Origin of the sequence: Marinobacter maroccanus (assembly GCF_002933275.1) — a bacterium.
GTDB classification, from domain to species: Bacteria; Pseudomonadota; Gammaproteobacteria; order Pseudomonadales; family Oleiphilaceae; genus Marinobacter; species Marinobacter maroccanus.
This window is the reverse complement of the sequence record NZ_PSSX01000016.1, coordinates 72,764-93,804: the sequence shown is the minus strand read 5'-3', so window position 1 is coordinate 93,804 and position 21,041 is coordinate 72,764. Positions and strand designations below refer to the sequence as shown.

23 protein-coding genes are annotated in these 21,041 nt (G+C 55.8%); 10 read left to right on the top strand and 13 right to left on the bottom strand.

The genetic code is table 11. The features are described from left to right. Window positions 1-28: 28 nt before the first annotated feature. Entirely contained in the window at window positions 29-595 is a 567-nt protein-coding gene (gene efpL, locus KEHDKFFH_RS15825; protein WP_064228173.1) for an elongation factor P-like protein EfpL, read from the bottom strand. 74 nt (window positions 596-669) lie between these two features. Beyond that, window positions 670-1,755 carry a threonine aldolase family protein gene (locus tag KEHDKFFH_RS15820; RefSeq protein ID WP_241956535.1) on the bottom strand — a complete coding sequence of 362 codons (1,086 nt, stop codon included), beginning with the start codon at window positions 1,753-1,755 and terminating at the stop codon, window positions 670-672. 109 nt (window positions 1,756-1,864) lie between these two features. Between KEHDKFFH_RS15820 and KEHDKFFH_RS15815 the strand changes: the two genes are divergently transcribed. Then, on the top strand, window positions 1,865-4,066 hold the full coding sequence (locus tag KEHDKFFH_RS15815) for a LemA family protein (RefSeq protein WP_104322805.1): 2,202 nt from the start codon (window positions 1,865-1,867) through the stop codon (window positions 4,064-4,066). 1 nt (window position 4,067) lies between these two features. Here KEHDKFFH_RS15815 and KEHDKFFH_RS15810 read toward each other — a convergent pair whose 3' ends face one another. Next, window positions 4,068-4,766, bottom strand: a complete 699-nt coding sequence (locus KEHDKFFH_RS15810) for a crotonase/enoyl-CoA hydratase family protein (RefSeq protein WP_104322804.1) — start codon at window positions 4,764-4,766, stop codon at window positions 4,068-4,070. A gap of 266 nt (window positions 4,767-5,032) precedes the next feature. Between KEHDKFFH_RS15810 and KEHDKFFH_RS15805 the strand changes: the two genes are divergently transcribed. Then, the gene (locus KEHDKFFH_RS15805) at window positions 5,033-6,040 is read left to right on the top strand and encodes a medium chain dehydrogenase/reductase family protein (protein ID WP_104322803.1); all 1,008 of its coding nucleotides are present in this window, start codon (window positions 5,033-5,035) and stop codon (window positions 6,038-6,040) included. Window positions 6,041-6,174: 134 nt separating this feature from the next. Here the strand turns inward: KEHDKFFH_RS15805 and KEHDKFFH_RS15800 are convergent, their stop codons facing one another. The 4 genes from KEHDKFFH_RS15800 to KEHDKFFH_RS15785 form a co-directional block, all read right to left on the bottom strand. Further along, complete coding sequence (locus tag KEHDKFFH_RS15800; RefSeq protein WP_104322802.1) at window positions 6,175-6,654, bottom strand: hypothetical protein; 480 nt, start codon at window positions 6,652-6,654, stop codon at window positions 6,175-6,177. 92 nt (window positions 6,655-6,746) lie between these two features. Further along, complete coding sequence (locus KEHDKFFH_RS15795; RefSeq protein ID WP_104322801.1) at window positions 6,747-7,463, bottom strand: substrate-binding periplasmic protein; 717 nt, start codon at window positions 7,461-7,463, stop codon at window positions 6,747-6,749. A 257-nt stretch (window positions 7,464-7,720) separates the two neighbouring features. Beyond that, window positions 7,721-8,161, bottom strand: a complete 441-nt coding sequence (gene trxC, locus KEHDKFFH_RS15790) for a thioredoxin TrxC (RefSeq protein WP_104322800.1) — start codon at window positions 8,159-8,161, stop codon at window positions 7,721-7,723. A 115-nt stretch (window positions 8,162-8,276) separates the two neighbouring features. Beyond that, complete coding sequence (locus KEHDKFFH_RS15785) at window positions 8,277-8,660, bottom strand: DUF2750 domain-containing protein (RefSeq protein ID WP_104322799.1); 384 nt, start codon at window positions 8,658-8,660, stop codon at window positions 8,277-8,279. Between the two features lie 308 nt (window positions 8,661-8,968). On the opposite strand from KEHDKFFH_RS15785, the gene KEHDKFFH_RS15775 reads away from it, so the two are divergent. Continuing rightward, window positions 8,969-9,925, top strand: a complete 957-nt coding sequence (locus KEHDKFFH_RS15775; RefSeq protein ID WP_104322798.1) for a DUF2860 domain-containing protein — start codon at window positions 8,969-8,971, stop codon at window positions 9,923-9,925. A gap of 32 nt (window positions 9,926-9,957) precedes the next feature. Here the strand turns inward: KEHDKFFH_RS15775 and KEHDKFFH_RS15770 are convergent, their stop codons facing one another. After that, window positions 9,958-11,007 (bottom strand): mechanosensitive ion channel family protein, encoded by a 1,050-nt coding sequence (locus tag KEHDKFFH_RS15770; RefSeq protein WP_104322797.1) that lies wholly within the window; start codon window positions 11,005-11,007, stop codon window positions 9,958-9,960. A gap of 76 nt (window positions 11,008-11,083) precedes the next feature. Next, window positions 11,084-12,640 (bottom strand): BCCT family transporter, encoded by a 1,557-nt coding sequence (locus KEHDKFFH_RS15765; RefSeq protein ID WP_104322796.1) that lies wholly within the window; start codon window positions 12,638-12,640, stop codon window positions 11,084-11,086. Between the two features lie 138 nt (window positions 12,641-12,778). Between KEHDKFFH_RS15765 and KEHDKFFH_RS15760 the strand changes: the two genes are divergently transcribed. Then, window positions 12,779-13,990 (top strand): multidrug effflux MFS transporter, encoded by a 1,212-nt coding sequence (locus KEHDKFFH_RS15760; protein ID WP_104322795.1) that lies wholly within the window; start codon window positions 12,779-12,781, stop codon window positions 13,988-13,990. Between the two features lie 97 nt (window positions 13,991-14,087). Here KEHDKFFH_RS15760 and KEHDKFFH_RS15755 read toward each other — a convergent pair whose 3' ends face one another. Continuing rightward, window positions 14,088-14,858: a substrate-binding periplasmic protein gene (locus KEHDKFFH_RS15755; protein WP_104322794.1), complete on the bottom strand. Its 771-nt coding sequence runs from the start codon at window positions 14,856-14,858 to the stop codon at window positions 14,088-14,090. 212 nt (window positions 14,859-15,070) lie between these two features. Beyond that, window positions 15,071-15,520 (bottom strand): pseudoazurin, encoded by a 450-nt coding sequence (locus KEHDKFFH_RS15750; protein ID WP_104322793.1) that lies wholly within the window; start codon window positions 15,518-15,520, stop codon window positions 15,071-15,073. A gap of 191 nt (window positions 15,521-15,711) precedes the next feature. Between KEHDKFFH_RS15750 and KEHDKFFH_RS15745 the strand changes: the two genes are divergently transcribed. Genes KEHDKFFH_RS15745 through KEHDKFFH_RS15730 form a run of 4 tightly spaced genes read left to right on the top strand, consistent with a single transcriptional unit; the run spans window position 15,712 to window position 17,959 of the window. Next, window positions 15,712-16,284: a demethoxyubiquinone hydroxylase family protein gene (locus tag KEHDKFFH_RS15745; RefSeq protein ID WP_241956533.1), complete on the top strand. Its 573-nt coding sequence runs from the start codon at window positions 15,712-15,714 to the stop codon at window positions 16,282-16,284. A gap of 10 nt (window positions 16,285-16,294) precedes the next feature. Continuing rightward, window positions 16,295-16,813 (top strand): hypothetical protein, encoded by a 519-nt coding sequence (locus tag KEHDKFFH_RS15740; RefSeq protein WP_104322791.1) that lies wholly within the window; start codon window positions 16,295-16,297, stop codon window positions 16,811-16,813. 14 nt (window positions 16,814-16,827) lie between these two features. Next, window positions 16,828-17,457, top strand: a complete 630-nt coding sequence (locus KEHDKFFH_RS15735) for a DNA-3-methyladenine glycosylase family protein (RefSeq protein WP_104322790.1) — start codon at window positions 16,828-16,830, stop codon at window positions 17,455-17,457. Between the two features lie 10 nt (window positions 17,458-17,467). Next, window positions 17,468-17,959 carry a nucleoside deaminase gene (locus KEHDKFFH_RS15730; protein WP_241956532.1) on the top strand — a complete coding sequence of 164 codons (492 nt, stop codon included), beginning with the start codon at window positions 17,468-17,470 and terminating at the stop codon, window positions 17,957-17,959. Here KEHDKFFH_RS15730 and KEHDKFFH_RS15725 read toward each other — a convergent pair. Beyond that, window positions 17,929-18,795 (bottom strand): DMT family transporter, encoded by an 867-nt coding sequence (locus KEHDKFFH_RS15725; protein ID WP_104322789.1) that lies wholly within the window; start codon window positions 18,793-18,795, stop codon window positions 17,929-17,931. The genes KEHDKFFH_RS15730 and KEHDKFFH_RS15725 overlap by 31 nt on opposite strands. A gap of 119 nt (window positions 18,796-18,914) precedes the next feature. On the opposite strand from KEHDKFFH_RS15725, the gene KEHDKFFH_RS15720 reads away from it, so the two are divergent. Both KEHDKFFH_RS15720 and KEHDKFFH_RS15715 read left to right on the top strand, forming a co-directional pair. Then, window positions 18,915-19,841, top strand: coding sequence for a helix-turn-helix domain-containing protein (locus tag KEHDKFFH_RS15720; RefSeq protein WP_104322788.1), 927 nt, complete (start codon window positions 18,915-18,917; stop codon window positions 19,839-19,841). Window positions 19,842-19,853: 12 nt separating this feature from the next. Then, entirely contained in the window at window positions 19,854-20,513 is a 660-nt protein-coding gene (locus KEHDKFFH_RS15715) for a DUF2238 domain-containing protein (RefSeq protein WP_104322787.1), read from the top strand. A gap of 15 nt (window positions 20,514-20,528) precedes the next feature. Here KEHDKFFH_RS15715 and KEHDKFFH_RS15710 read toward each other — a convergent pair whose 3' ends face one another. Beyond that, window positions 20,529-20,942 carry a hypothetical protein gene (locus tag KEHDKFFH_RS15710; protein WP_104322786.1) on the bottom strand — a complete coding sequence of 138 codons (414 nt, stop codon included), beginning with the start codon at window positions 20,940-20,942 and terminating at the stop codon, window positions 20,529-20,531. Between the last annotated feature and the right edge of the window lie 99 nt (window positions 20,943-21,041).

The following is a 21,041-nucleotide window of genomic DNA, read 5'->3' as shown; positions in this document are numbered from 1 at the left end:
GGTGTCCTTACTTCGGAACGACTTTAACTCAGGCGCGGCCCAGGAACTTGCGCTCCTCCACGTTAATGCGAATGCGATCTCCGGTGGAGATGTGCTCTGGAACCTGCACCACCAGACCCGTGGCGAAGCGCGCAGGCTTGGTTCTGGCCGTCGCCGAGCCGCCTTTGACAGACGGATCCGTCTCTTCAATTACAAGCTCAACGGTGGGGGGGAGTGCGAGTGCAACGGGAGAATCCTTGAGCAGGATGACCATCACACCCTGGGTATCTTCAGAGATGAACAACAGCTCGTCAGCAATCGCGTCGCGGTTCAGGCTGTACTGGGTGAAATCCTCAGTATCCATGAACACATACTCATCGCCATCCGCGTAGGAAAAGGTGGCTTCCCGGCGGGTAAGGTCGGCCAGGTTGAGCATGTCCGAATCCTTGAAAGTCTCGTCCAGCTTCTGACCGGTTACCACATCGTACATGCGCATGCGGTAAAGACTGCCGCCAGCCCGGCCCTGAGGCACTGAACGCTCGATGTCCTTTACAAAATACACCCGACCATCGTATTCAACGGCGGAGTTCTTTTTGATTTCACTGGCTCTGGGCATGTCTTCTGTTTCCGTAAAATTTGGGGTTTTGGGGCTGCTGATATACCACGACTTCGCCCCGGAATCGATAGCTCTTAGCTCACAAGGGCTCGCACATCCGACAGGAAGCGGTCTACCTGTTCATTGGTCGTTGCCCAGGAACACATCAGCCGGGCACTGCCACCGATAAAGTTATAGAAGCGCCAGCCTTTGGCCCGCAGTGCCGCCTGCAAAGGCTCCGGCATCTCCACGAAAACACCGTTCACCTGTCTCGGGTAGCGTAGCTGGATTCCTGGAAGGCCTTCCAGCCCCCGGGCAAGGCGCTGGGCACAGGCATTGGCATGGCGGGCATTCTCCAACCACACATCGCCTTTCAGAAGCCCGCACCAGGGTGCCGAAATGTAGCGCATCTTGGAGGCCAGCTGGCCCGCCTGCTTACACCGCCATTCGAAATCCTCCGCCAGAGAACGGTTGAAGAACACCACCGCCTCGCCAAGCGCCAGGCCATTCTTGGTACCGGAAAAGCACAGAACATCGACACCGGCCTTCCAGGTAATCTCTGACGGATGTACATCCAGCGCAGCCACCGCATTGGCGAAGCGGGCGCCGTCCATGTGGATATTGAGCTTGTGGTGATCTGCGACCGACCGAATAACCCTCAGCTCCTCGGGTGTGTAGACCGTCCCAACCTCTGTGGCCTGGGTAAGGCTGAGCGCCTTGGGCTTGGGGTAGTGAATATCGGTCCGCTTGGTTACCAGGTGTTTGATGCTCTCCGGTGTCAGCTTGCCGTTCTCGCCCTGCCCCAGAAGCAGCTTGGCACCGTTGGAGGCGTACTCCGGGCCGCCGCATTCATCGGTTTCAATGTGGGCCAGCTCGTGGCAGATCACGCTGTGAAACGACTGACCGATCGAGGCCAGGGCCAGAGAGTTGGCGGCGGTGCCGTTAAACACGAAGTAAACGTCACAGTCGGTATCGAACAGCGTCCTCAGTCCATCCGCTGCCTTTTGCGTCCAGCTATCCTCGCCATAGGCTGGTTCATCCATCCGGTTGGCCGCTTCCATGGCTTTCCAGGCCTGCGGGCACACACCACTGTAGTTGTCGCTGGCAAACTGTTCGGACTGGGACACAACGCGCTCCTGAATTCTGAAAGGAAAGCCTTTAACGTTATAGGAACCACCCATCATTGCCAACTTGCGTTCCATCCCAATTCGGGTGAAGCCGGGGGAATGACAAAGCTCGATACTTTATACTCGTGCCTCTGAAAGCCAGCAGAACAAGGACTCTCCCGCCATGAGGCGCTTCAATATCGCCAGCATTCCTGGCCGGATCATCACCGCTATCCTCGCAATTGCCTGCCTGGCCGGCAGTTATTACACCATGACCACCGGTCTGAGCCAGCTCACCGAGGCACGGCAACTGGAACGGCTACCTGAGACGCCCGTCGGCGCTTTGACCACAGGCCCTTATGTGGTCGCAGGCGAAGTCACGGATCAGTTGGGAACTCTGGAAACGCCCTACTCCAAAACCGAGGCGGTCTACTATCGCTACAAACTGGAGGAGGAATATCGCGACTCCGACGGTGATCTGCGCATCCGCACCCTGGATTCCGGCGCCCGCGGCGGCGACTTCCAGCTCAGGGACCAGACCGGCTCAGTCAATGTGGCTGCGGGCAGCGATCTGGAGGGGGTCGAATGGAATCTGGAGCGAACCTATCGCAATCAGTCCGGCCGCAGGATCTACTCGGAGTGGGCGCTCATTCCCGGACACACGGCGCGCGTCATCGGCCAGTACAGCAGCGAAATCAGTGCCGTTACCTTTTATGACCTTGAAGACTTCAGCCTGCCGGCCATGGTTTCCCGGAACACGCTGGCCGTGGACAGTGGCGACCGCTTCTTCGAAGCCGCCATCCGCATTTCCATCGCAACTGGCCTTCTGGCTCTCGGTATCGCGCTTTCGCTTCCTTTGATCAGAATTCACCGGTTCTGGATCTATGTTCTGGTAATGACCATTGCGGTGTCCGGCACGCTCTCGGTGCTTGGCATCAACAAACTCCGGCAGGAATGGTCTGCCATCGCCGATTTGTATGAGGCCCGCTATCAACAGATTGACGAAGCCGACAACCGCTCGCTGGTGCTTGCCGACGTGTCCGCTCTGCAGCAACTGATCCGCCAAAGCACCAGTGGCTGGCTGGATCGCTGGATGTTCCGGAGCGTGGTCCAGAATCGCCTGCCAGTTCCTGAACTTGATGAGCAGACCGCCGGCATTGCCCGGTCCATCGTGGCCAGCCAGCCCGAGGGCCGATACCAGCACGCCTGGACCAGCCGCGGACTCGCAGCAGGCAGCATTATTGCTGCCCTGCTGCTCTTGTGGTTGTCGATCCGGACCGTCAAATTCAAGCGCCTGATCGAAGCGGTTCCTACCAGCAGCACCCGGGGGCTCAGTTTTGGCGTCTCGGAGCTCAAGGCGATGGTGGATGTCGATGATGACCACCCGCCCCTTCGGGACCCATTGAAGAATGAGAAATGCGTGGCCTTCGACTACAAGGTGGAAGAAAAGCGGGGTTCCGGAAAAAACGAAAAATGGCGAGTCATCGAGCATCGGGAAGAACGAACGCCTTTCTGGCTGGAAGACAGCGAGGGAAAGGTTCTCGTCCAGCCAGACGGTGCGAAGATCGAATACCCGCAGTACCATTCGGAGCGCCGGGGCGACAGGCGTTACACCGTCCGCTTCCTCGACACCTTCGTGAACGTCTACTGCCTGGGTTTTGCCGGCCTGGATCGCGATCAGCCGGACAGACTCACGATCCAGAAGGATGATGCCTCACCCTTCCTGATCAGTGGGAACGAAGAAGAGGACATTGTGCTGGATCGGGGGGCACGGGGTTTTGCGGGCATAGCCCTGACGCTCGGCCTGTTCCTGTTCTCCACTACCGCCCTGTTTGCCGCGGATGGCGGCTTCAGCCCGGACAACCTGATTCTGTCTGCCCTGACAGTACCGATCGTCCTGCTCGTCTACACCGGCATACTGCACTACAACGACATTGTTTTTCTGAAGAACCGCGTTGATCGGGCAGCGGCCAATATCGACACCATTCTCCAGCAACGCCATGAGCTGTGGCCCAACCTGGAGAAATTCGTAAAGGCGTCTCTGGCCCATGAAAAACAGCTGCTGAAAGCCATTGCCCAGCTGCGCAGTGCGGACCCTGTCGAGATGAGCTCAAAGGGCCAGGCGGACAATCTTATCCAGTTTGAAAAGAAGGTAACAACTGCCCTCCAGGCCCGGATCGAGGGATATCCGGACCTGAAGAACAATGAGGTTATTCAGAAGTTCATGTCGATCATGTCAGAGACGGAAAACTACCTTTCGCTCCTGCGAAACAGCTACACCGAGAGCGCGATGATCTACAACACCCGGATCCAGTCGTTCCCTGACGTGATCCTGGCAAAACTGTTCCGTTTCCGCGAAGCACCGCAGTTCAGTTCGGAAACGTGAACTAGCCGTTCAGGCCAAGGTGCTCGGCATCCTGCTCGATACAACGATCCAGCAGCGCCAGATAGTCCGCTTTGGCCTTCACCTTGGTTTCACGGTGGGCGCGCATGTTCAGGGTTTTGAAATGGAGCGCCAGCTCGGTGGCCCGCTCAACCAGTTTGTCCTGGGCAACCACTTCATCCAGGAAGCCCGCCTGCACGGCTCCTTCCGGATTGTAGATCTCAGCGTTCACGACCGAACGGTAAAAGTGGGCCGGCGCCAGTCGATGGCGGGCAATTTCAATCCCGGCGTGGTGCATGGTCATGCCGATTGCCACTTCGTTCAGGCCAAGCTTGAAGGCCCCCTCAACACCAATGCGGTGATCCACTGACAGCAGAATGAATGCGCCCTTGGCGATGGCATGACCGCTACAGGCACCAATGATCGGCAACGGGAATGCGGCCAGACGCCGGGTAAAGCTGGAGCCGGTTTTTACCAGCGCGGCTGCTTCTTTCGGCCCCTTCTGCATTTCTTTCAGATCATATCCGGCAGAGAACACCCCTGGCTGCCCGGTCAGGATCACAACGGCCTTGTTCTGCTCGGCCCGATCCAGCGCCGCGTTGAGCCCCTCGAACACTTCATGGCTCAGGGCATTGGCCTTGCCATTGCTGATGGCAATCGTGGCAACACCGTCTTTCAAGTCATAACTTACCAGTTCAGTCACCTGTTCTACCTCTCTACCGGAATTAAAGTGAGCGTTTGTTTACTTCGATGGACCTGATTGTGGGTTAGGCGCGCCAGAGATTCAATATCCATTGGTCATGTCGCCAAAACCTGGCCGAAATTTGAGACAGTCAGGTATCCGGTAAGGTCGCAAAGCGCGACACTCAACTCCAATAACGGCGAACTGCGCAAACGCTGGCTGCTTTTGAAGACTAACCCTATGCTCTAATTTCAGGCGAAGCGCGTCGACTCAATCGGAATGAAAATATGTCCTACAAAAAGGTGATCTTGAGCGAGTTCGGTGGGCCAGATGTCCTGGTCGTTGAAACAGTTACGGAGGTCCCAGAGCCCGGACCAGGTGAAGTCCGCGTAAAAGTTCTGGCATGCAGCGCTGCTTATACCGACACATTGATACGTCGCGGCATCTATCCTGATGTTAAACAAAAGCCCCCCATTACCCTCGGCTACGACATGATCGGCGTTGTCGATAAAGTGGGCGACCAGGTAGGTCATCTCGCTAAAGGCGATAAGGTCGCCGAACTCACTATCCTCGGCTCCTATTCGGAGTACATGGTTCTCGCAGCCGAACAACTCGTTCAGGTCCCGGAGGACCTTGACGACCTTGAAGCCCTGTCTCTTATTCTCAGCTACGTAACGGCCTTTCAGATGCTGACTCGGCTGGCCGGAGTTCAGGCCGGCGACACTGTCCTGATCCATGGTGCAGGAGGTGCTGTCGGAAACGCACTGGTACAACTTGGGGCGGCAATGAATTTGAAGATGTACGGAACAGCCTCAATCTCCCAACACGATGACTTACGGAATCTCGGTTGCGAACCAATCGACTATAAAACAGATGACTTTGTTCTTCAGATGAAGTCGTACGAGCCACAGGGAGTCAACGCAGTGTTTGATTCCTTGGGCGGAAATCACTTCAAGCGTTCTCTCAAAGTGACCGCAGACCGAGGGACGCTTGTTGCCTATGGCTCATACAATGCAGCGTCATCGGGAGGTTTAATTAAAGACTTCTTACTCGTTAGCTTGTGGGGCTTGTTGCCGTGGCTACCGTCCACAGCTTTCTATTCCATAGGGGCTTGGCATAACAAACATCACGACTGGTTTAAAGAAGATCTGTTGACGCTTTTCAAGTGGCTATCTGAGGGAAAGATCAGCCCCGTCATCAGTCAAAGAATGAAGCTGGAAGAGGCTTCGCGGGCGCATGGGCTTTTAGATAGCGGCCAGGCTAAAGGCAAAATTGTGTTGATGGTTGGGCTATAGTCCGCCAATTGGGACTCGATAGTCAAAGCAGACCTATTGGCCCGGTTTCTTCGTCAGTTCAGTGGTCAGCAAGTGGCAACGCGAACATTCAGATTGGGATAATGCTATGCGGCTAATTCCGGACATTGGGGGAATCACGAGAGCCAGCCTGAGAGATTATCATCCAGCCCGAGACTGGCGAGGACAACACCAACAACAAGACCTGCAGGCAGGCTAAGACGCCGCAACAGCGGTGTTTCACGCACCCTCTCAGGTCTACGTGCTGGCCGTATCCCACTCGGAAAAAGCTTTTTACCCAAGCGGTCATGCAAGAACACGATAAAAAACAGTACAGCGGACAACACTGCAATGTTGAATACCGCAGCCCAAGCCCCGATAAACATCAATTGAACCAAGCCGTTAATTGCCACCCCAAGCAATACACCAATAACGACGTTTACTGCTGAGCTTGCCAGATGGCCGGCCTGTGCAAAAAATGCGGCAGCCCGCTGGGCACGCACCTCAGATTCCTGTTTGTCGGGCTTTGCATCTGGTTTGAGCCGCGACCAGATGACCAACGCCATGACAACGCAGATGAAGGTTAAGGCTATGAGAAAGTCGACTATGGTGAACATGAGGTCACATTTGCTCCAGCCTGAGCATGAACGATAAAAACGCCACTCTCTTCACTGATGTGCCGGACCCGCAGCAGCCAGACCTTTCACCATTAAAGGTCTGGCCGCGGCAGTTTGGGTAGCAGGGCCTCCACGTTAATCGTGTAGGTAGAGAAAAAAGCTTCCGCCGCTTCAATTAGAGCAGTCTCGTTTTCAAGTATCCCAAGATAGACCGGCCACTCGGCGTCTATCAGTTCCGTGCTGTAAAGCTCCGGATCGACGCTCCCCAGCTGTGCAAGAAACCGGAACTCCGTCTCGTTCATGACGATGTAATCGCACCGTTTGTGCAGAAACATTTGCAGCATCTGCTGGGCATTGTAGCCGTCATGGCGCACCAGATGGCTCCCGATCCGCGCCTCAAGTCGATCACTGTAGACAAACCATCTGCGAAGACAGATACCTCCCTTGAGGTCATCGAAGGAGTCCGGTTGCCGGCCAGGTTGCGCGAACACACGGTCACGCCAGGTCAACAGCGGCCCTACGGCGTGCATTCGTTCCGGCAAAGGCATCCATAACGGGTTGGCGAAAACCGCGTTGGCTAGTCCTCGCTCCAGAGCCCAGGCCTGGCGTTTGCGCGCCATGGGGAGGAAATCGGCTGCGATGCCGGTCTGTTTGGTGAACTCATTGATCACCTCGACCAGAATGCCCTCGTTGAGGTTGTTGCCGTAATAAAACGGGAGAAAGCTCTCGTCCGAACCCATAATCTTGAGCGTTTGGGAAGAAGCCGGGAGGAGCCAGAATGCCATGATGATAAACAGGACTGCTCTCATTCGGTCCTCGTTGGAGTGATCAATCGGGTAAGGCCGTCGCTTGCCCGACTATGCCTTGCTGGTCACAGACAGTTTGGCTCGAATTCTGGCTACATACCATTAGAAAATCGATGTCGCTGCAAAGTCAGCTTTACCCACAAAAACTGTGGATAACTTTGTGGGAACAGCTCGGATAGGTGCCTTCAGCCCTGCAATGGCAGGGCCTCATCAATTGTGGCGTTTTAATGACCGGCCAGCGAATAAATAGCCTTATCAGGTTAGCGAATACCCTTGGACTGCAGCCATTGATTGATCTGCACCTGATTCATGGCGCCGCTCTGGCGGGCCACTTCCCGGCCATTCTGGAACAGGATCATGGTAGGGATGCTGCGAATGCCAAACTGGCTGGCCGGACCCTGGGCCTGCTCGGTATTGAGCTTGGCAAAGCGCACCTTGCCCCGCCAGTCTTTCGCGGCCTGTTCGAACTGGGGCGCCATCATTTTGCAGGGGCCACACCAGCTCGCCCAGAAGTCCACCAGCACGGGGAGATCACTGCGCCCGGTATGGGCAGCGAAACTCTGGTCTGTAAGTTCCAGTATCTGGTCGGGCCACAGCGGTTGCTTGCAGGCGCCGCAATTGCCGCCAGATGACAGTTTATCCGCAGGCACGCGATTTACCTTGTGGCAGTTGGGACAGACCAGGTGTCGGATGTCAGTCATGATCGATTACCTTCAGGTGGTGTACTGGGATAAATGATCAGGGCAGACCAGACGAAATCAAGCCACGCTTCTTATTAGTCGCCTCGCAAAAGCGGCGAGGCAATGAAAACCGTGCTTAGAAATCAGACATTACATCCTGAAGATCCTGCTTGAGTTCTGCAGGCTCAGTGATCCATACCGTTTTGTCGAGGCCGGGAAACACACCCACATCGAGGCCATCCTTGGTCAAGCCGGGAACCCATTTCCGGAAAAAGTCTGGCAGCGAAATACTGCGGGGAGTCAGCTCATCGCCGCCGTTGGCGTATTCGGAGGCAAACGCCGAAGCTGGCCACACGGGCAGGTATTCCACATCGCCGTCGTCCGAGGCGATTTTGAGGAACCGACTCTCGCCGTTAACCAGAATCCAGATTTCCCGTTCCTCGGCCACCTGGCTCAGGAAGTAGTCGTACCGCTCTTCACCATCCATTTCCATTACTTGATTGAGGTCTTCACTGCTCATGTCAGGTACGCCACTCCAGTCGTTTGCTTTTGGGTATTCGACGGAGACTAACACGTATTTGACGGAGTCTGGCGACCGCTTTTCCAAAACATTATCAGCAACGCTGCAAGGGCTATGTTGCCGAACAGCATGAAGGGATACATTTCAGGTGAGATTCTCAACCACTCACCGGTGAAGTTCATCATGGAGTGGAAAATCAGGACCGCCAGAACCATGCTGAACCACAAGACACTATTCGCGCGTAAAAGGAGCATCACTGAGGTCAAACCTCAAAACCGCGCCTGCCCCACATTAATCGGAGCTTCCGAATGAAAAAGTACTTTGCCCTCCCGGCTCTGTTTATCGCAATCCCGAGCTTTGCACAGCCGGCACCTGCGCAACCGGGATTCAGTGGTGAAGTCTCACTGAATGCGGTAATTGTCTCCTCAACGTCCAACTTTAACGTCGATGGCGATACAACCATCAGTTCCTTGGAGAACAAGGCAGACAGTGAGTCAAAGGGCCTGATTGCGCCGCTTGGCAATGTTGCCTACACCTTTGGCGAAGGACTGAAACAGCAGATTTACTTTGGTACCACACGGGAGGACATTGCGGTCGGCACCCTGGCTGTGCAACTGGGGTATAAACACAAACTCAGTTCCGGCACGGAAGTGGATGTTTCCTTTTTGCCCACGGTGATTTCGGGAGAGACCTGGCAGAACCCTTATCAGCTCAACACGCCAAGGAAAGAAACAGACATCTCGGGCAACGCCTACCGCCTGCAACTGAACAGTATTTCCGGCTCCGGTTTCAGTCTGGATCTCGCCTATGCGACGACGGATGTTGAGGATGATCTGACCGCAGGGACAGACCTGGCCCGCGATGCCGACAGTTACTACGCCAAGAGCAGTTACCGCTTCACCGTCTCGAGGACCAGCTTTGTCTCACCCTCTGTCCTTTACATTCAACATGACGCCGATGGCAGCGCCAGCAGCTTCGATGCCTATGGCGCTGAAGTCAGCTGGTTCAATATTCTGGGCAGGCACAGCCTGGTACTGACCGCAGGTTTCACAAAGCGGGACTACGACAGCGCCAGCACATTGTTCAGTAAAAAGCGTTCGGATGATGAGTTCAGCCTCTTTGCAGCCTACGAGTACCCGGAGTTCATGGGCTGGAAGGATTGGTCGTTTATTTCGTTTGCCGGCTATGGCGACACCCAATCCAACCTGACCTTCCACGATGAATCCTCGTACCTGTTTGCGGTAGGGCTGAATTACAAGTTCTGATTCGGCCTGGCCCTCAAGCGCCCAACCTGGGCTCAGTTCTCCACCACCCGGGCCCTGAGCCTGGGCAACTGGGCCGGGTAATGTTCCTGGATGAAGGTTACCATGCCCTCCCGGATGGCACATCTGAGGTCCCAGTTCTTGCTGGAATCGGCAGCGCTCATCAAGAAACGCACCTGGATCGCCTGGTCACTGGAATCGGTGACCTGTACTGATGAAAACTCACCGTCCCAGATCCCGGAATCATGCAGCAAGCGGGTGAATTCCTGCCTCAGCGGTTCAACCGGCATGGTGTAGTCCACCCAGATAAAAACTGCCCCCAGCAATTCTGAGGTATTTCTGGACCAGTTCTGGAACGGGTTCTCGATAAACCATTGCAGCGGAACAACCAGGCGACGGAGATCCCAGACGCGCAAGACCACATAGGTCGCTGTCACTTCTTCCACCCAGCACCACTCGCCCTGCACATGCAGCACATCGTCTATACGGAAGGGCTGGGTCAGGGCAATCTGCATGCCCGCCAGAAGGTTGCTGAGGACGGGGCGGGCCGCGAAGCCAAGAATCAGGCCGCCGACACCCGCGGAGGCCAGCAGGCTGGCCCCCATATGCTGAACAGACTCAAAGGTCATCAGGGCAGCGCCCAGGCCGATGATTACGATGAGAATGTTAAGTGCGCGGACCAGGAAACGGGTCTGGGTTTCAACCTTGCGCGCCCGCTTCCACTGGCCTTCCAGCACCGGATTGAGCGCGACAATGACCTCACCAATGGCCGAGGTCAGTCGAACAGCCGCCCAGGTAATAGCAAGGATGAGCAGAAGGGTGGTGATTTGCTGAATCGCCGCCATCAAAGGCAAATCCGGTGGGGCAGTTTCCAGAGAACCTGCCAGGGCAAGCAGGCAAAAGACCACACCAAGAGCACGGGCAGCGGCATCGAGGAACAGCCGGAGAACCGTTCTGGACTCTGAAAAATGCCGGAATACGGCGAGGGCCAGACGGTAAACGATGTAGGTTATCGCAACCGCCAAAATCGCCGAAAACCCCGGCCACAACCACGCCGTGAAACCGGCTTCAAACGATTCCAGCATCAGCCCTCCCGGAGCTTTCAATCAGAGGAGTCAGCCTGCGAACACCTCCGTGTGTTCTGCTCGGCTCTGTACAAGCCTAGACCAGCCCCTGCTCCCGTGCCATGGCCATGGCCGCTTTCGGCCCGGTCCAGAGCGATGGAAGGATAATCAGTGAAACCGGAATGGCTGTCAGCACAATGAACTGCTGGAGCACACCAATCTGGCCGGCGCCCATATACAAAAGAATGGCCGCCATCAGTGCCATGGCACCACCCCAGAACACACGGATCCACGGGTTCGGTTCGTCATGGCCTGCCCCGACCATGGCAATGGAATAGCTCATGGAGTCGCCGGTGGTGGCCACGAAAATGGTTGTCAGCAACAGAATCGCCGCCGCCATCCAGGTGCCGCCGGGCAGGGCCTGAGCCACGGTCAGTGTGGCGACATCAAAGCGGAAGTTGTTCAGTGCTTCGGTCAGGTCGAAGGTACCGGCAAGCTGGTGATAGATGCCGGAGCCACCGAGCAGGGTGAACCAGATGGTGGTCGCGATGGGGGCCAGAACGGCCACCGCCAGAACCATTTCACGAACTGTCCGGCCCCGGGAAATTCTGGCAACGAACACGGCCATCAACGGCGTATAACCAATGAACCAGGCAAAGAAAAATACCGTCCACCATTTCATCCACCAGGCCGGTGCCGTTTCAGCGGTCATGGTGGCCATGGCAAAGAACGAGGTGACGTATTCACCCATCGACTGGGTGTAGGTATTGGCCAGGAACAGCGTGGGGCCGAAGACAAAGATGACCCCGGCAATGACCAACGCCAATATCACGTTAAAACGGCTCAGCAACTGAATGCCCTTATGCAGACCGGTCATGGCAGAGGTCATGTAGACGCCGGCGAGCACCACCAACACGGTCAGCTGGGTGCCATATCCGTCCGAAACGCCAAACAGCTCATGCAACCCAAAGCTCATCTGGGTGGCCAGAAAACCAATGGGCCCGACGGTTCCAGCCACCACGGCAATCACACAGAAGGCATCGATAACACCGCCAAGGCGCCCCTGAATGACCTTCTCACCAAACACCGGGTACAACAGCGTTCTGGGCTGGAGCGGTTTGCCCTGGCCGTAGTGAGCCCGGGTCAGTACCAGAGCTGTAAGCGAGCCGAGCACGGCCCAGGCCAGGAAACCCCAGTGCGTGAATGACTGAGCCATAGCAGGAGCTACCGCTGCAGCGGAGCCAGCTTCAGTATCAAACGCCGGCGGCGTAACAACAAAGTGGTACACCGGTTCACCGGCGGCAAAAAACACTCCGCCCCCGGCCAGCAGGGTGCACATGATCATGGACAGCCACCGGAAACGGCCAATCTCCGGTCGATCCAGTCCGCCGATTCGGGCCGCACCGGCCCGGCTCAGGGCTGTTCCTATGGCTATGAAGAACGTGAGTAACAATAGCACCTGGAAAAACGAGCCCAGATACGTTGCCGTCCACGCAAACCCGGCTCCGATCAGGTCGGACACGTATCCGCTGTCGACGATAGAGGCTCCCACGAACAGAAGTATGAAGCCGATTGTCAGCACCAGAACAACGGGATCGCTATCAGAAAGTGGCCCGCTTCTGGCTCCTGGAGCGGGTCGGGATTTCACGGTCATAAGATCTGCCTCCGGAAGAAAAAGCCGCGCAGGCTACAGGAAGTGAATGAATCATGCACGGAGATTTCTGAAAATACGCATGGTCTGATGAAATATGCCACCGTATTGTTAGGATTCTATCTTTCGAGGAGATCACTCTTGTCGCATCTGCACCTGGCCATACTGCTGGGCATGACCGTGGCACTCGGGCCACTGGCGCTTGATGCCTACCTGCCCGCTTTCCCGGAGATTGCCGACGGCCTGGGCATTGATCACGGGCACGTGGGGCTCACGCTCAGCGCCTATGTCACCACACTGGGTCTTGCCCAACTGGTAGGCGGCCCCCTGTCTGACCGATACGGTCGCAAACCGGTGCTTTTCGGGGGGCTGCTGATCTTTATGGCAGGCGCTGTCATGGTATCGCTGGCTGATAGCCTGTCCGACATGGTGTTCTGGCGGATAGCGCAGGGTATTGGTGGCGCCTTCTGCGCGGTGTCGGTGCCTGCCATTGTCCGCGACGAAGTCAGCGGACAGGACGCTGCCCGGCTGTTCGGGCTCATTGGTCTGATTATGTTCATAGCGCCCGCTGCGGCACCCTCGCTGGGTTCACTGATGCTTGCACTCGGCGAGTGGCAGTGGATATTCCTGATGCTGGCCGGCTATGCCGCGTTTCTTGTGCTGACCCTGCAGGTGGCGCTTTTCCCGAGGCTTCAACCCCGCACACCGACAACCACGCCTATTCGCTCCCTGGTGACCAATTACCTGCTGGTGCTCAGGCACAAAACCACCATGCGCTTTATCGGCATTCAGGTTCTGTGTTTCAGCACCATGCTGTTATTCATCACCCATTCCTCATTTATCTATCAGGAATGGTACGGCCTCTCCAACAGCACGTTTGCCATTCTGTTCGCTGCCAACATTGCGTTCATGGCAGCACTGAACCTGATTAACCGTCCGCTGCTGAGGCGATTTTCCTCGGTGCAGCTGGTGCGCGCCCAGGTTATTGCACAATGCCTGGCTCTTGTCGCCCTGGTTGCCAGCGTGCAGTTCCAGGGGCCTCTCTGGCTGGTGGCGGGGTGCATCATCGCTGCCATCGGCTGCCAGGGCGGCATCGTGCCCAACAACATGGCGAACGCCATGGAGTTCTTCCCGAATCTCAGCGGCACTGCGGCGGCTCTTCTGGGCGCATCGCAGTTCACCATTGCCGGGGCAGTCAGCACCCTCTCTTCGGTCTCGGGTGACCAGACACTCCTGAGCATCGCAGTTTCAATGCTTGCCTGTTCATCAGGTGCCGTTGTTCTTGCCCTGGGCGCGCCTAGGGCGGTCTCGCGAGCCAAAGGAGCTCGTGTATCCGAATTAAACGCCGGATAGATCAACGCTGATGGTCTGTCTACCCATGTGGCAGCTGTTCCCGGGCGATGTTTACACCCCTCACTGTGTAGCAGAGTTATCCAGGCCTGGCATTTCCTCAGCGATATTCAAAAGGCTCTTGGCTCATTATTCGAGCTATCGTGCCATCCTCGCGCATATCCTCGAGAGCCTTATCGATCTCTGCTAACAAACCGAATGCTCGACCAGTCTTAGCCAGGCCTATTCGGAAACCAACTGACTCGAAGGGCCCTTCATGCGCCACCATCCTCGCTTTCAACAGCGGATAATCATGGAGCGCATAGTCCGCTGCCATCCGGTTGACCAGAAAAACATCTATCCAGTGACGATCCAGACGCCTGAAATTACCCAGAATTGATGGTGCTTCATCCACCATAAGATTCGATTGCACTACAGCAGTGTTAAATGGCTCACCATAATTGAAACCTGTCACCACCCCTATTCTAAGCCCCTGCAAATCGGCAAACCTCGAACGCGGAAGGGCGTGGGGGCTATCAATTCGGTACCAAAGCACGTTGGTATCGGAAATGATCGGGCGACTCATGAGTAGAAACTGCTTTCGCTCCTCGTTTTCGGTGAGCAGCATGATGCCGTCAACGTCGCCATCCTCTGCCATTTTGAGGCATCGAAGCCAGGGAAGGATTCGCAACTCGACCGGTCGCGCAATTCGGCCTGATATCTCATGCAAGAAATCAACTGCATATCCACCGATGGCTAAACCATCGTCATTACCATAACTGTAAGGTGGCCAGTGGCTGTTACAGAAGAGGAGAGGCTCGTCGGACACCTCATCACCATAGACAGCCTGAAAAGAGAAGAACAAAAACAAAAACCAGCCTAGAACCTTCATCGGGACGCACTCGAGAAAAATACGCTTCAGCAGACCTGTACATGAGGCTTACAATCGAATTGTGAACGCCCTCAGACTTATTGTAGCCGCTTTTATACCCCGACGAATTGACTAAATGCTGGAAGGTTTGACCAAAATTTACTTGGTTGGTCAGCTTTGCTTGAGGAAACGAAAGCAGCCGCGGAAAAAGAACCGCGGCTGGGATAGAGAAGTTACTTCTCAACCTGTTCGAAGTAGCCAGTCAACCGCTCCTTGTTGGTGGCAGCTGCTGCGGTCAGTTTATCGACGGCTGCTTTTGCAGCGCCATAGTTCGCCGGCTCACCTACCTGAATCACGCCAGCCATGTTCAATGCCGCGTGGGGCGTGCACTTGTAGACGTACACTCCTTCCTCATTCAGCGTCACTGTGATGCCCTGGTTCATGGCGCCCTGCCAACCTTCCGCGCCCTCAGGCACCTCAACGGAGACAGAATTATGGGCAGGATCGACCAGGACAAACTTAACCGTGTCACCGGGCTCAGCTTTCACAAAGCCTGGCTCGAAGACCATGGCACCGTCAGCGCCGGAGTTTTTCATCTCAACAACGTGCTCCGCTGCCATGGCAAAACCGGAAACCAGGGTCAGTGCTACTGCGGTCAGACCGTTCTTGAACGTAAGTTTCATTTTGACTTCACCTCATTGGTTGGTCGTTGAAAATACTCGAGACATTACGCGCCTTAAACACAGTGGGATTCTTTTCCGGGCTAAGGGCATATCCTTATGGGAATGACACTCGTGTTTCGCCAGCGATCGAGCCTGAGAACCAAAGAGGGCCTGTTTCGTACAAACCTCATCGTGTCTGAGGAAATTTAATGATGGCGGAACTTAACATCGACGGTATACACCACCAGCTCTCTCAGGTTGGAGTAAGCAGGCAGTTCGAGCAGGAGCTGCGTTGCAGTCATGCGGGAGAAACCGGTGCCGTGTGGATTTACCGGGGGATTCTGGCGACGCGCCCCCGAAAAGAGCTGCTGGATTTCGCAACGGAGCACCTGGCGTCGGAGAGCGAGCATCTACGTTTCTTTAACCAGCTTCAGTGCTGCTATCGCCCAAGCCTGCTGCTGCCACTGTGGCGCCTGGCCGGTTTTTTGACGGGTCTTATCCCGGCATTGATGGGAAAACAGGCGGTTTTCGCCACGATCGAAGCCGTGGAAACCTTTGTTGACCTGCACTACCAGGAGCAGATCAAAACGCTTTCTCCGTATGCATGGCGCGAGTCGGAGCGGGCTATACTTGCAGGATTCGAGAAATGCCGGCTCGACGAAGTCCACCATCGTGACGAAGCCGGGCAAAATCGATCCGCCGAAGCGAGTCTTCTTCTAAGGCTATGGACAGGGCTCGTGGGGGCCGGTTCCAAAGCGGCTGTCCAGTTTGCCCGACTGATTTGAGAGTCATTCCATGAGCCTGATATCCAAACCCTTCGATGACAGCGGCGTTGAAATGGTGGACGAGATTGCCCAATACGGTACGGCCATCTCGAAACGGCTCGAACAATTCCGATCGAGACATCAGCTGCGTCACGACACACCCGGAGGTTACTCAGGCATAGTGATCGCAGCCTCCATCTGCAATGCGATGGGAGACAGCATCAAACGCTCGAACCAGGAGCCTTTTCGTGCCGAGTATGCCCGAGCGGCCGAAACGTTTTTCTTTGAACATGTATCCCCGGATGCACCATCAAACCCTACACCTCTTGACGATTGCCGTTCTTCTCACGAACTCATACAGGTCGTAAATACCTTATTAGCAGACGACCAGATACTGCCCGCGGATGGCAGCGTTTCACTCCAGACCGTCATGATGGCTCTGGTCTGGTCGGCACTAACTTTTGCAATGGAGTCTCTACCGCCGGAGCAAGCTCGCTCTTATGTGCAGCAGCGGATCCTGCACGGAGGCTCAGAATCGGCTCGCCATTAGTCAGAAAGGGCTTTATGCAACAAAAGACGATCACCGACGAAACCTTGAGGATGGGCGTGGACGTCCTGGCGGAGAAAGATCCTGATCTTTACGGTATCCGAGCCCGACTCGGATACCCGCCAATCTGGACCCGCGAACCCGGCTTTGCCTCATTGGTGCACATCATTCTTGAGCAGCAAGTTTCGATCAAAGCCGCGGCCACCATGTTTGAACGGCTCGCGTCCCACCTTGAATCGGTAACTCCTGATTCAGTAAAGAGGGCCGGCGAGTCTGGACTCAGGAGTGTCGGGCTCACACGGCAGAAATCCCGGTATTGTGTTGAGCTGGCCAATCGGATAGCCAGCGGTGCGCTGGATCTCTCCCAGCTCGAAGCACTTGACGATGCGCAGGGCCGAAGTCACCTTTTAGAAGTACCCGGTTTGGGCCCCTGGACCGTCGACGTCTATTACATGATGGCGCTAGGGCGGCCGGATGCCTGGCCTCAGGGAGACTTGGCACTGGCATCCGCAATACAGGACATCAAAAATCTGGATGCCCGACCAACAAACTATGAGCAACTGGGCTTTGCCAAACAATGGGCGCCGTGGCGAGCGGTAGCAGCCCGCATGCTCTGGATGCATTACCTGGACGCCCGAGGTCAGTGAAGGAGGAATTGTGATCTACGAAACCGAGATGAAACATCTTGCCCGCTGTGTTGAGTTGGCTTCAATGGCGGTTGATAGCGGAAATCCGCCTTTTGGTTCTGTGCTGGTGGATGAAACCGGCGCGGTCAGATACGAAGGGCATAATGAAACTGCCGGTGGCGATGAAACCCGGCACCCCGAGTTCGAAATAGCCCGTTGGGCTGCCGCCAACATGACCCCGGATGAGCGAGCCGCCTCAACGGTGTATACCTCAGGCGAACACTGCCCGATGTGCGCGGCAGCCCATGGCTGGGTCGGCCTTGGGCGCATCGTTTATGCAAGCTCGTCAGAACAGCTTTCAAGCTGGCTGGACGAGCTGCACGTTACGCCACCACCCGTGGCAACGCTTCCGATCAACCAGGTCGTTCCGGGTATCCCCACTGAGGGTCCTTTCCCTGCGCTCTCAGATGCCCTGCGCGAACTTCACAAGCGCTATGCTTTGGCCGGTCGGAACAAAACGTAATTTCCCAGCAGTGCCAGCGTGGCACCCAGTACCGCCGTTGTTGTCCACTCAAACCCCTCGAGCCAGGTCGAAACGCTCAGGGCAACCACGGGAAAAAGCACCGTCGCGTAGCCGGCCTTGTCGGCGCCGAGCGTCTGAATCACCGTGATGTAGCAATAGAACGCGATGATTGAGCCGGGAACGGCCAGGAAGACAGTTGCGCCCCAGAAAGTCGCTGAGGTGGGGAGTACCCACTCAACACCCTGAAAAAGGCACCAGATGCCAAGAATCACCGCGCCGTAAACCATGGCCCAGGCATTGGCCAGTAACAGCGGCACCTGAGACATCCGCACCTTGATGCTGACCAGGTTACCCATCGAAAACCAGAAGGTGCCGCCAATGGCGAACAGAATGCTCGTGGCTGTGGCGTTACCCAGTTGCAGATCGTGCCAGAACAGTAGTGCCACACCTGTGATCCCCAGAGAGATCGCCGGATAAAGCCGGGCGGTAGGCCGGAGCCTTAACCAGAGCCAGCCATTCAAAGCGTTAAACAAAGCGGCCAGCGAAAACACCACCGCCAGCAGACCGCTTGTCATCGATTCTGCAGCACGATAAATCAGCAAAAAGTTCAGGCTGTACAGGGTTGCTCCCTGCAGCACCAGCCAACCGTGCTGTTTCAGGGTCAGCTTCTCCAGCCTGCGCACCATGGCAAGAACCACGAGTGTCACGACAGACGCCATAACGAATCGGTAAAACACGGATATATCGACAGGTGCTGCTTCGACCTGCAGGCGAATCGCTGTCCAGGTTAGCCCCCAGATCAGTACCGTCAAACCATAGTGAACAGAGATAGGCATGGCAGTGATTCCTGTTGCTATCGGGAACAATCGTTGAGCAGGGATCATCATATGACTCAAACAACACCAAAACTTGTCAGATCCTGCTGAACCATGGATGATTCTTGCGGAGGCTCCCTATGCAGACCGATTCTGAATCCATGCCCAAAAGCCCAACGCAATCGCGCCCGGCAAATCGCGACATTGTCGATACCCTGAGAACCGCTGGCGTCGCACCTCAGAAAATGCTTGAACTCGATCAAGGGCGGGCTCTGGCGCAATGGCAGAATCGTCAGGGCGAGGTGCGTTACGAACGGCCCCGTCACCATGCATTGAGCATTTACATAGACAAGGGCGAACAGGCCAGAAGGGTATTGAACGGTAAGGTTGTCAGCCAGGGCTTTCCGGGTGCCGTATGCCTGTTCCCGGCGGGCAGCCGCTCAAGTTGGCAAATCAGCGGACAGTTCGAGTTTTTTCATCTCTATTTCAATGACCTGGACGTCGCCCGGTGCGCCGAACAGACTTGGGATGCGGATCCGGACAAGCGCCAGCTTTCCGAGCTTTACCACGCCGAAGACCCGGTTCTCGCCCAGGCCGGAAAGCTCCTCGCGCTCAGCGACTGGCAAGCACCCGGCCAGACCATGGCAATGGATCACCTCGCACAATGGCTTCTACTGCAGGTCGTCAGCCGCCACTCTGATATTCGGCAACCCCTTCCGGAAGTCACAGGGCAGCTGTCACTTCGATACCGCCGGCTCTTGCAGGAACGCATCGATGCGGAACTGGGCCAGGCGTTAACGCTCGCCAACATGGCCAGTTGGGTCAACCTGAGCCCCTATCATTTTGCCAGGGTTTTCAAGGCCACATTTGGTTGCGCGCCCTATCAATACGTCCAGGAGCAACGATTAATCCGGGCCCGCGACCTTCTCCGTAACAACAGGCACAAAATCACGGCCATTGCACTCATGTGCGGATTCAATGATTCCAGCCAATTCAGCCGTGCGTTCAAAGCAAGGTTCGGAGTAACCCCATCGACCTACCGTGCAGATGCGAACTTAAACCACTGATCCCGGAGACTTATGCGCATTCGCGTAACCCATCAAAGGATTACTCTTGTTCTGCAATTGATACTGCTTGGTGAAGCAGTGTTCGCGATCTGGGGCCAACGATGGTTCACCGCTTTCTTGACGGCCATGATTATCGCCATCACCTTCTTCCCGTTGCTGTTTGAACGCCGTTTCCGAATCCACATTCCACCGGAACTGCAGCTAGCCGCCATAGGGTTTGTGTTTGCTTCCCTGTTTCTCGGAGAGATCCGTGATTACTACACGCGGTTCTGGTGGTGGGATATGGCGCTCCACACCACGTCGGGATTCTTGTTGGGTATTCTCGGCTTTCTCCTGGTGCACATTATGAACGAGACCGAAAAGATTCACGTGCACATGAATCCCGGCTTTGTCGCATTTTTCGCATTCATGTTTGCACTGGGTGTGGGCGCACTGTGGGAGATTTTCGAGTTCACCATGGATTCCCTGTTTGGCATGAACATGCAAAAGCCCATGCTTGGTGATCCTTCCGGGCTGACGGATACCATGTGGGACCTGATCGTCGATGCGACCGGGGCACTGGTCATTTCCGTATTGGGCTGGCGCTATCTGAAGAACGCGGACAAACGCTCCTTTCTGGAGCGCTGGATTGACTCTTTTATTGCTCGCAACCCACGATTTTTCAAGAAATGAAAATCGGGCATTCAGTCACTCCACAAGGCCTGACCGGGGCACCAAACACGCCATCGCTGTGAGTGAAACGTCTCGAAATACGCCCTCCGCGGCCACAACACTCGGGAATCGGTCGTAAAGCATCCGCCGACACGTGGAGGTTCGTGCCTCGGCTTTTTTGACGCAATCGCCATGGGCTTTGGTTTCACTGCCCTCGCCCGTGGCGTCTGAGCAGAAGTCCGGAATCTGCCCAAAAATCCAGTCGACGGCGGCGCTCAACTCAACCGGATTGGCCCGCAAATTGGAAAGGCGGCTGGCATCAACTGGCTCGGGTTGCTCGCGGGTCTGATCCCAGAGAACAAACAGCAGGGCAGCAGCTACCAGTACAACAGTGACCTTGGGAAACTTCATGGGCGCCTTTTCATTCCGGTGAATCAGATCGCCGATCATAAACGCTCAGGCATCTGCTGTCCCGGTTTCCTATACTAATCAGGATTTCACACAAAAGGGCTTTCGACGGAAAGCGCCCTGCCAATTAAGCCAAAAGGA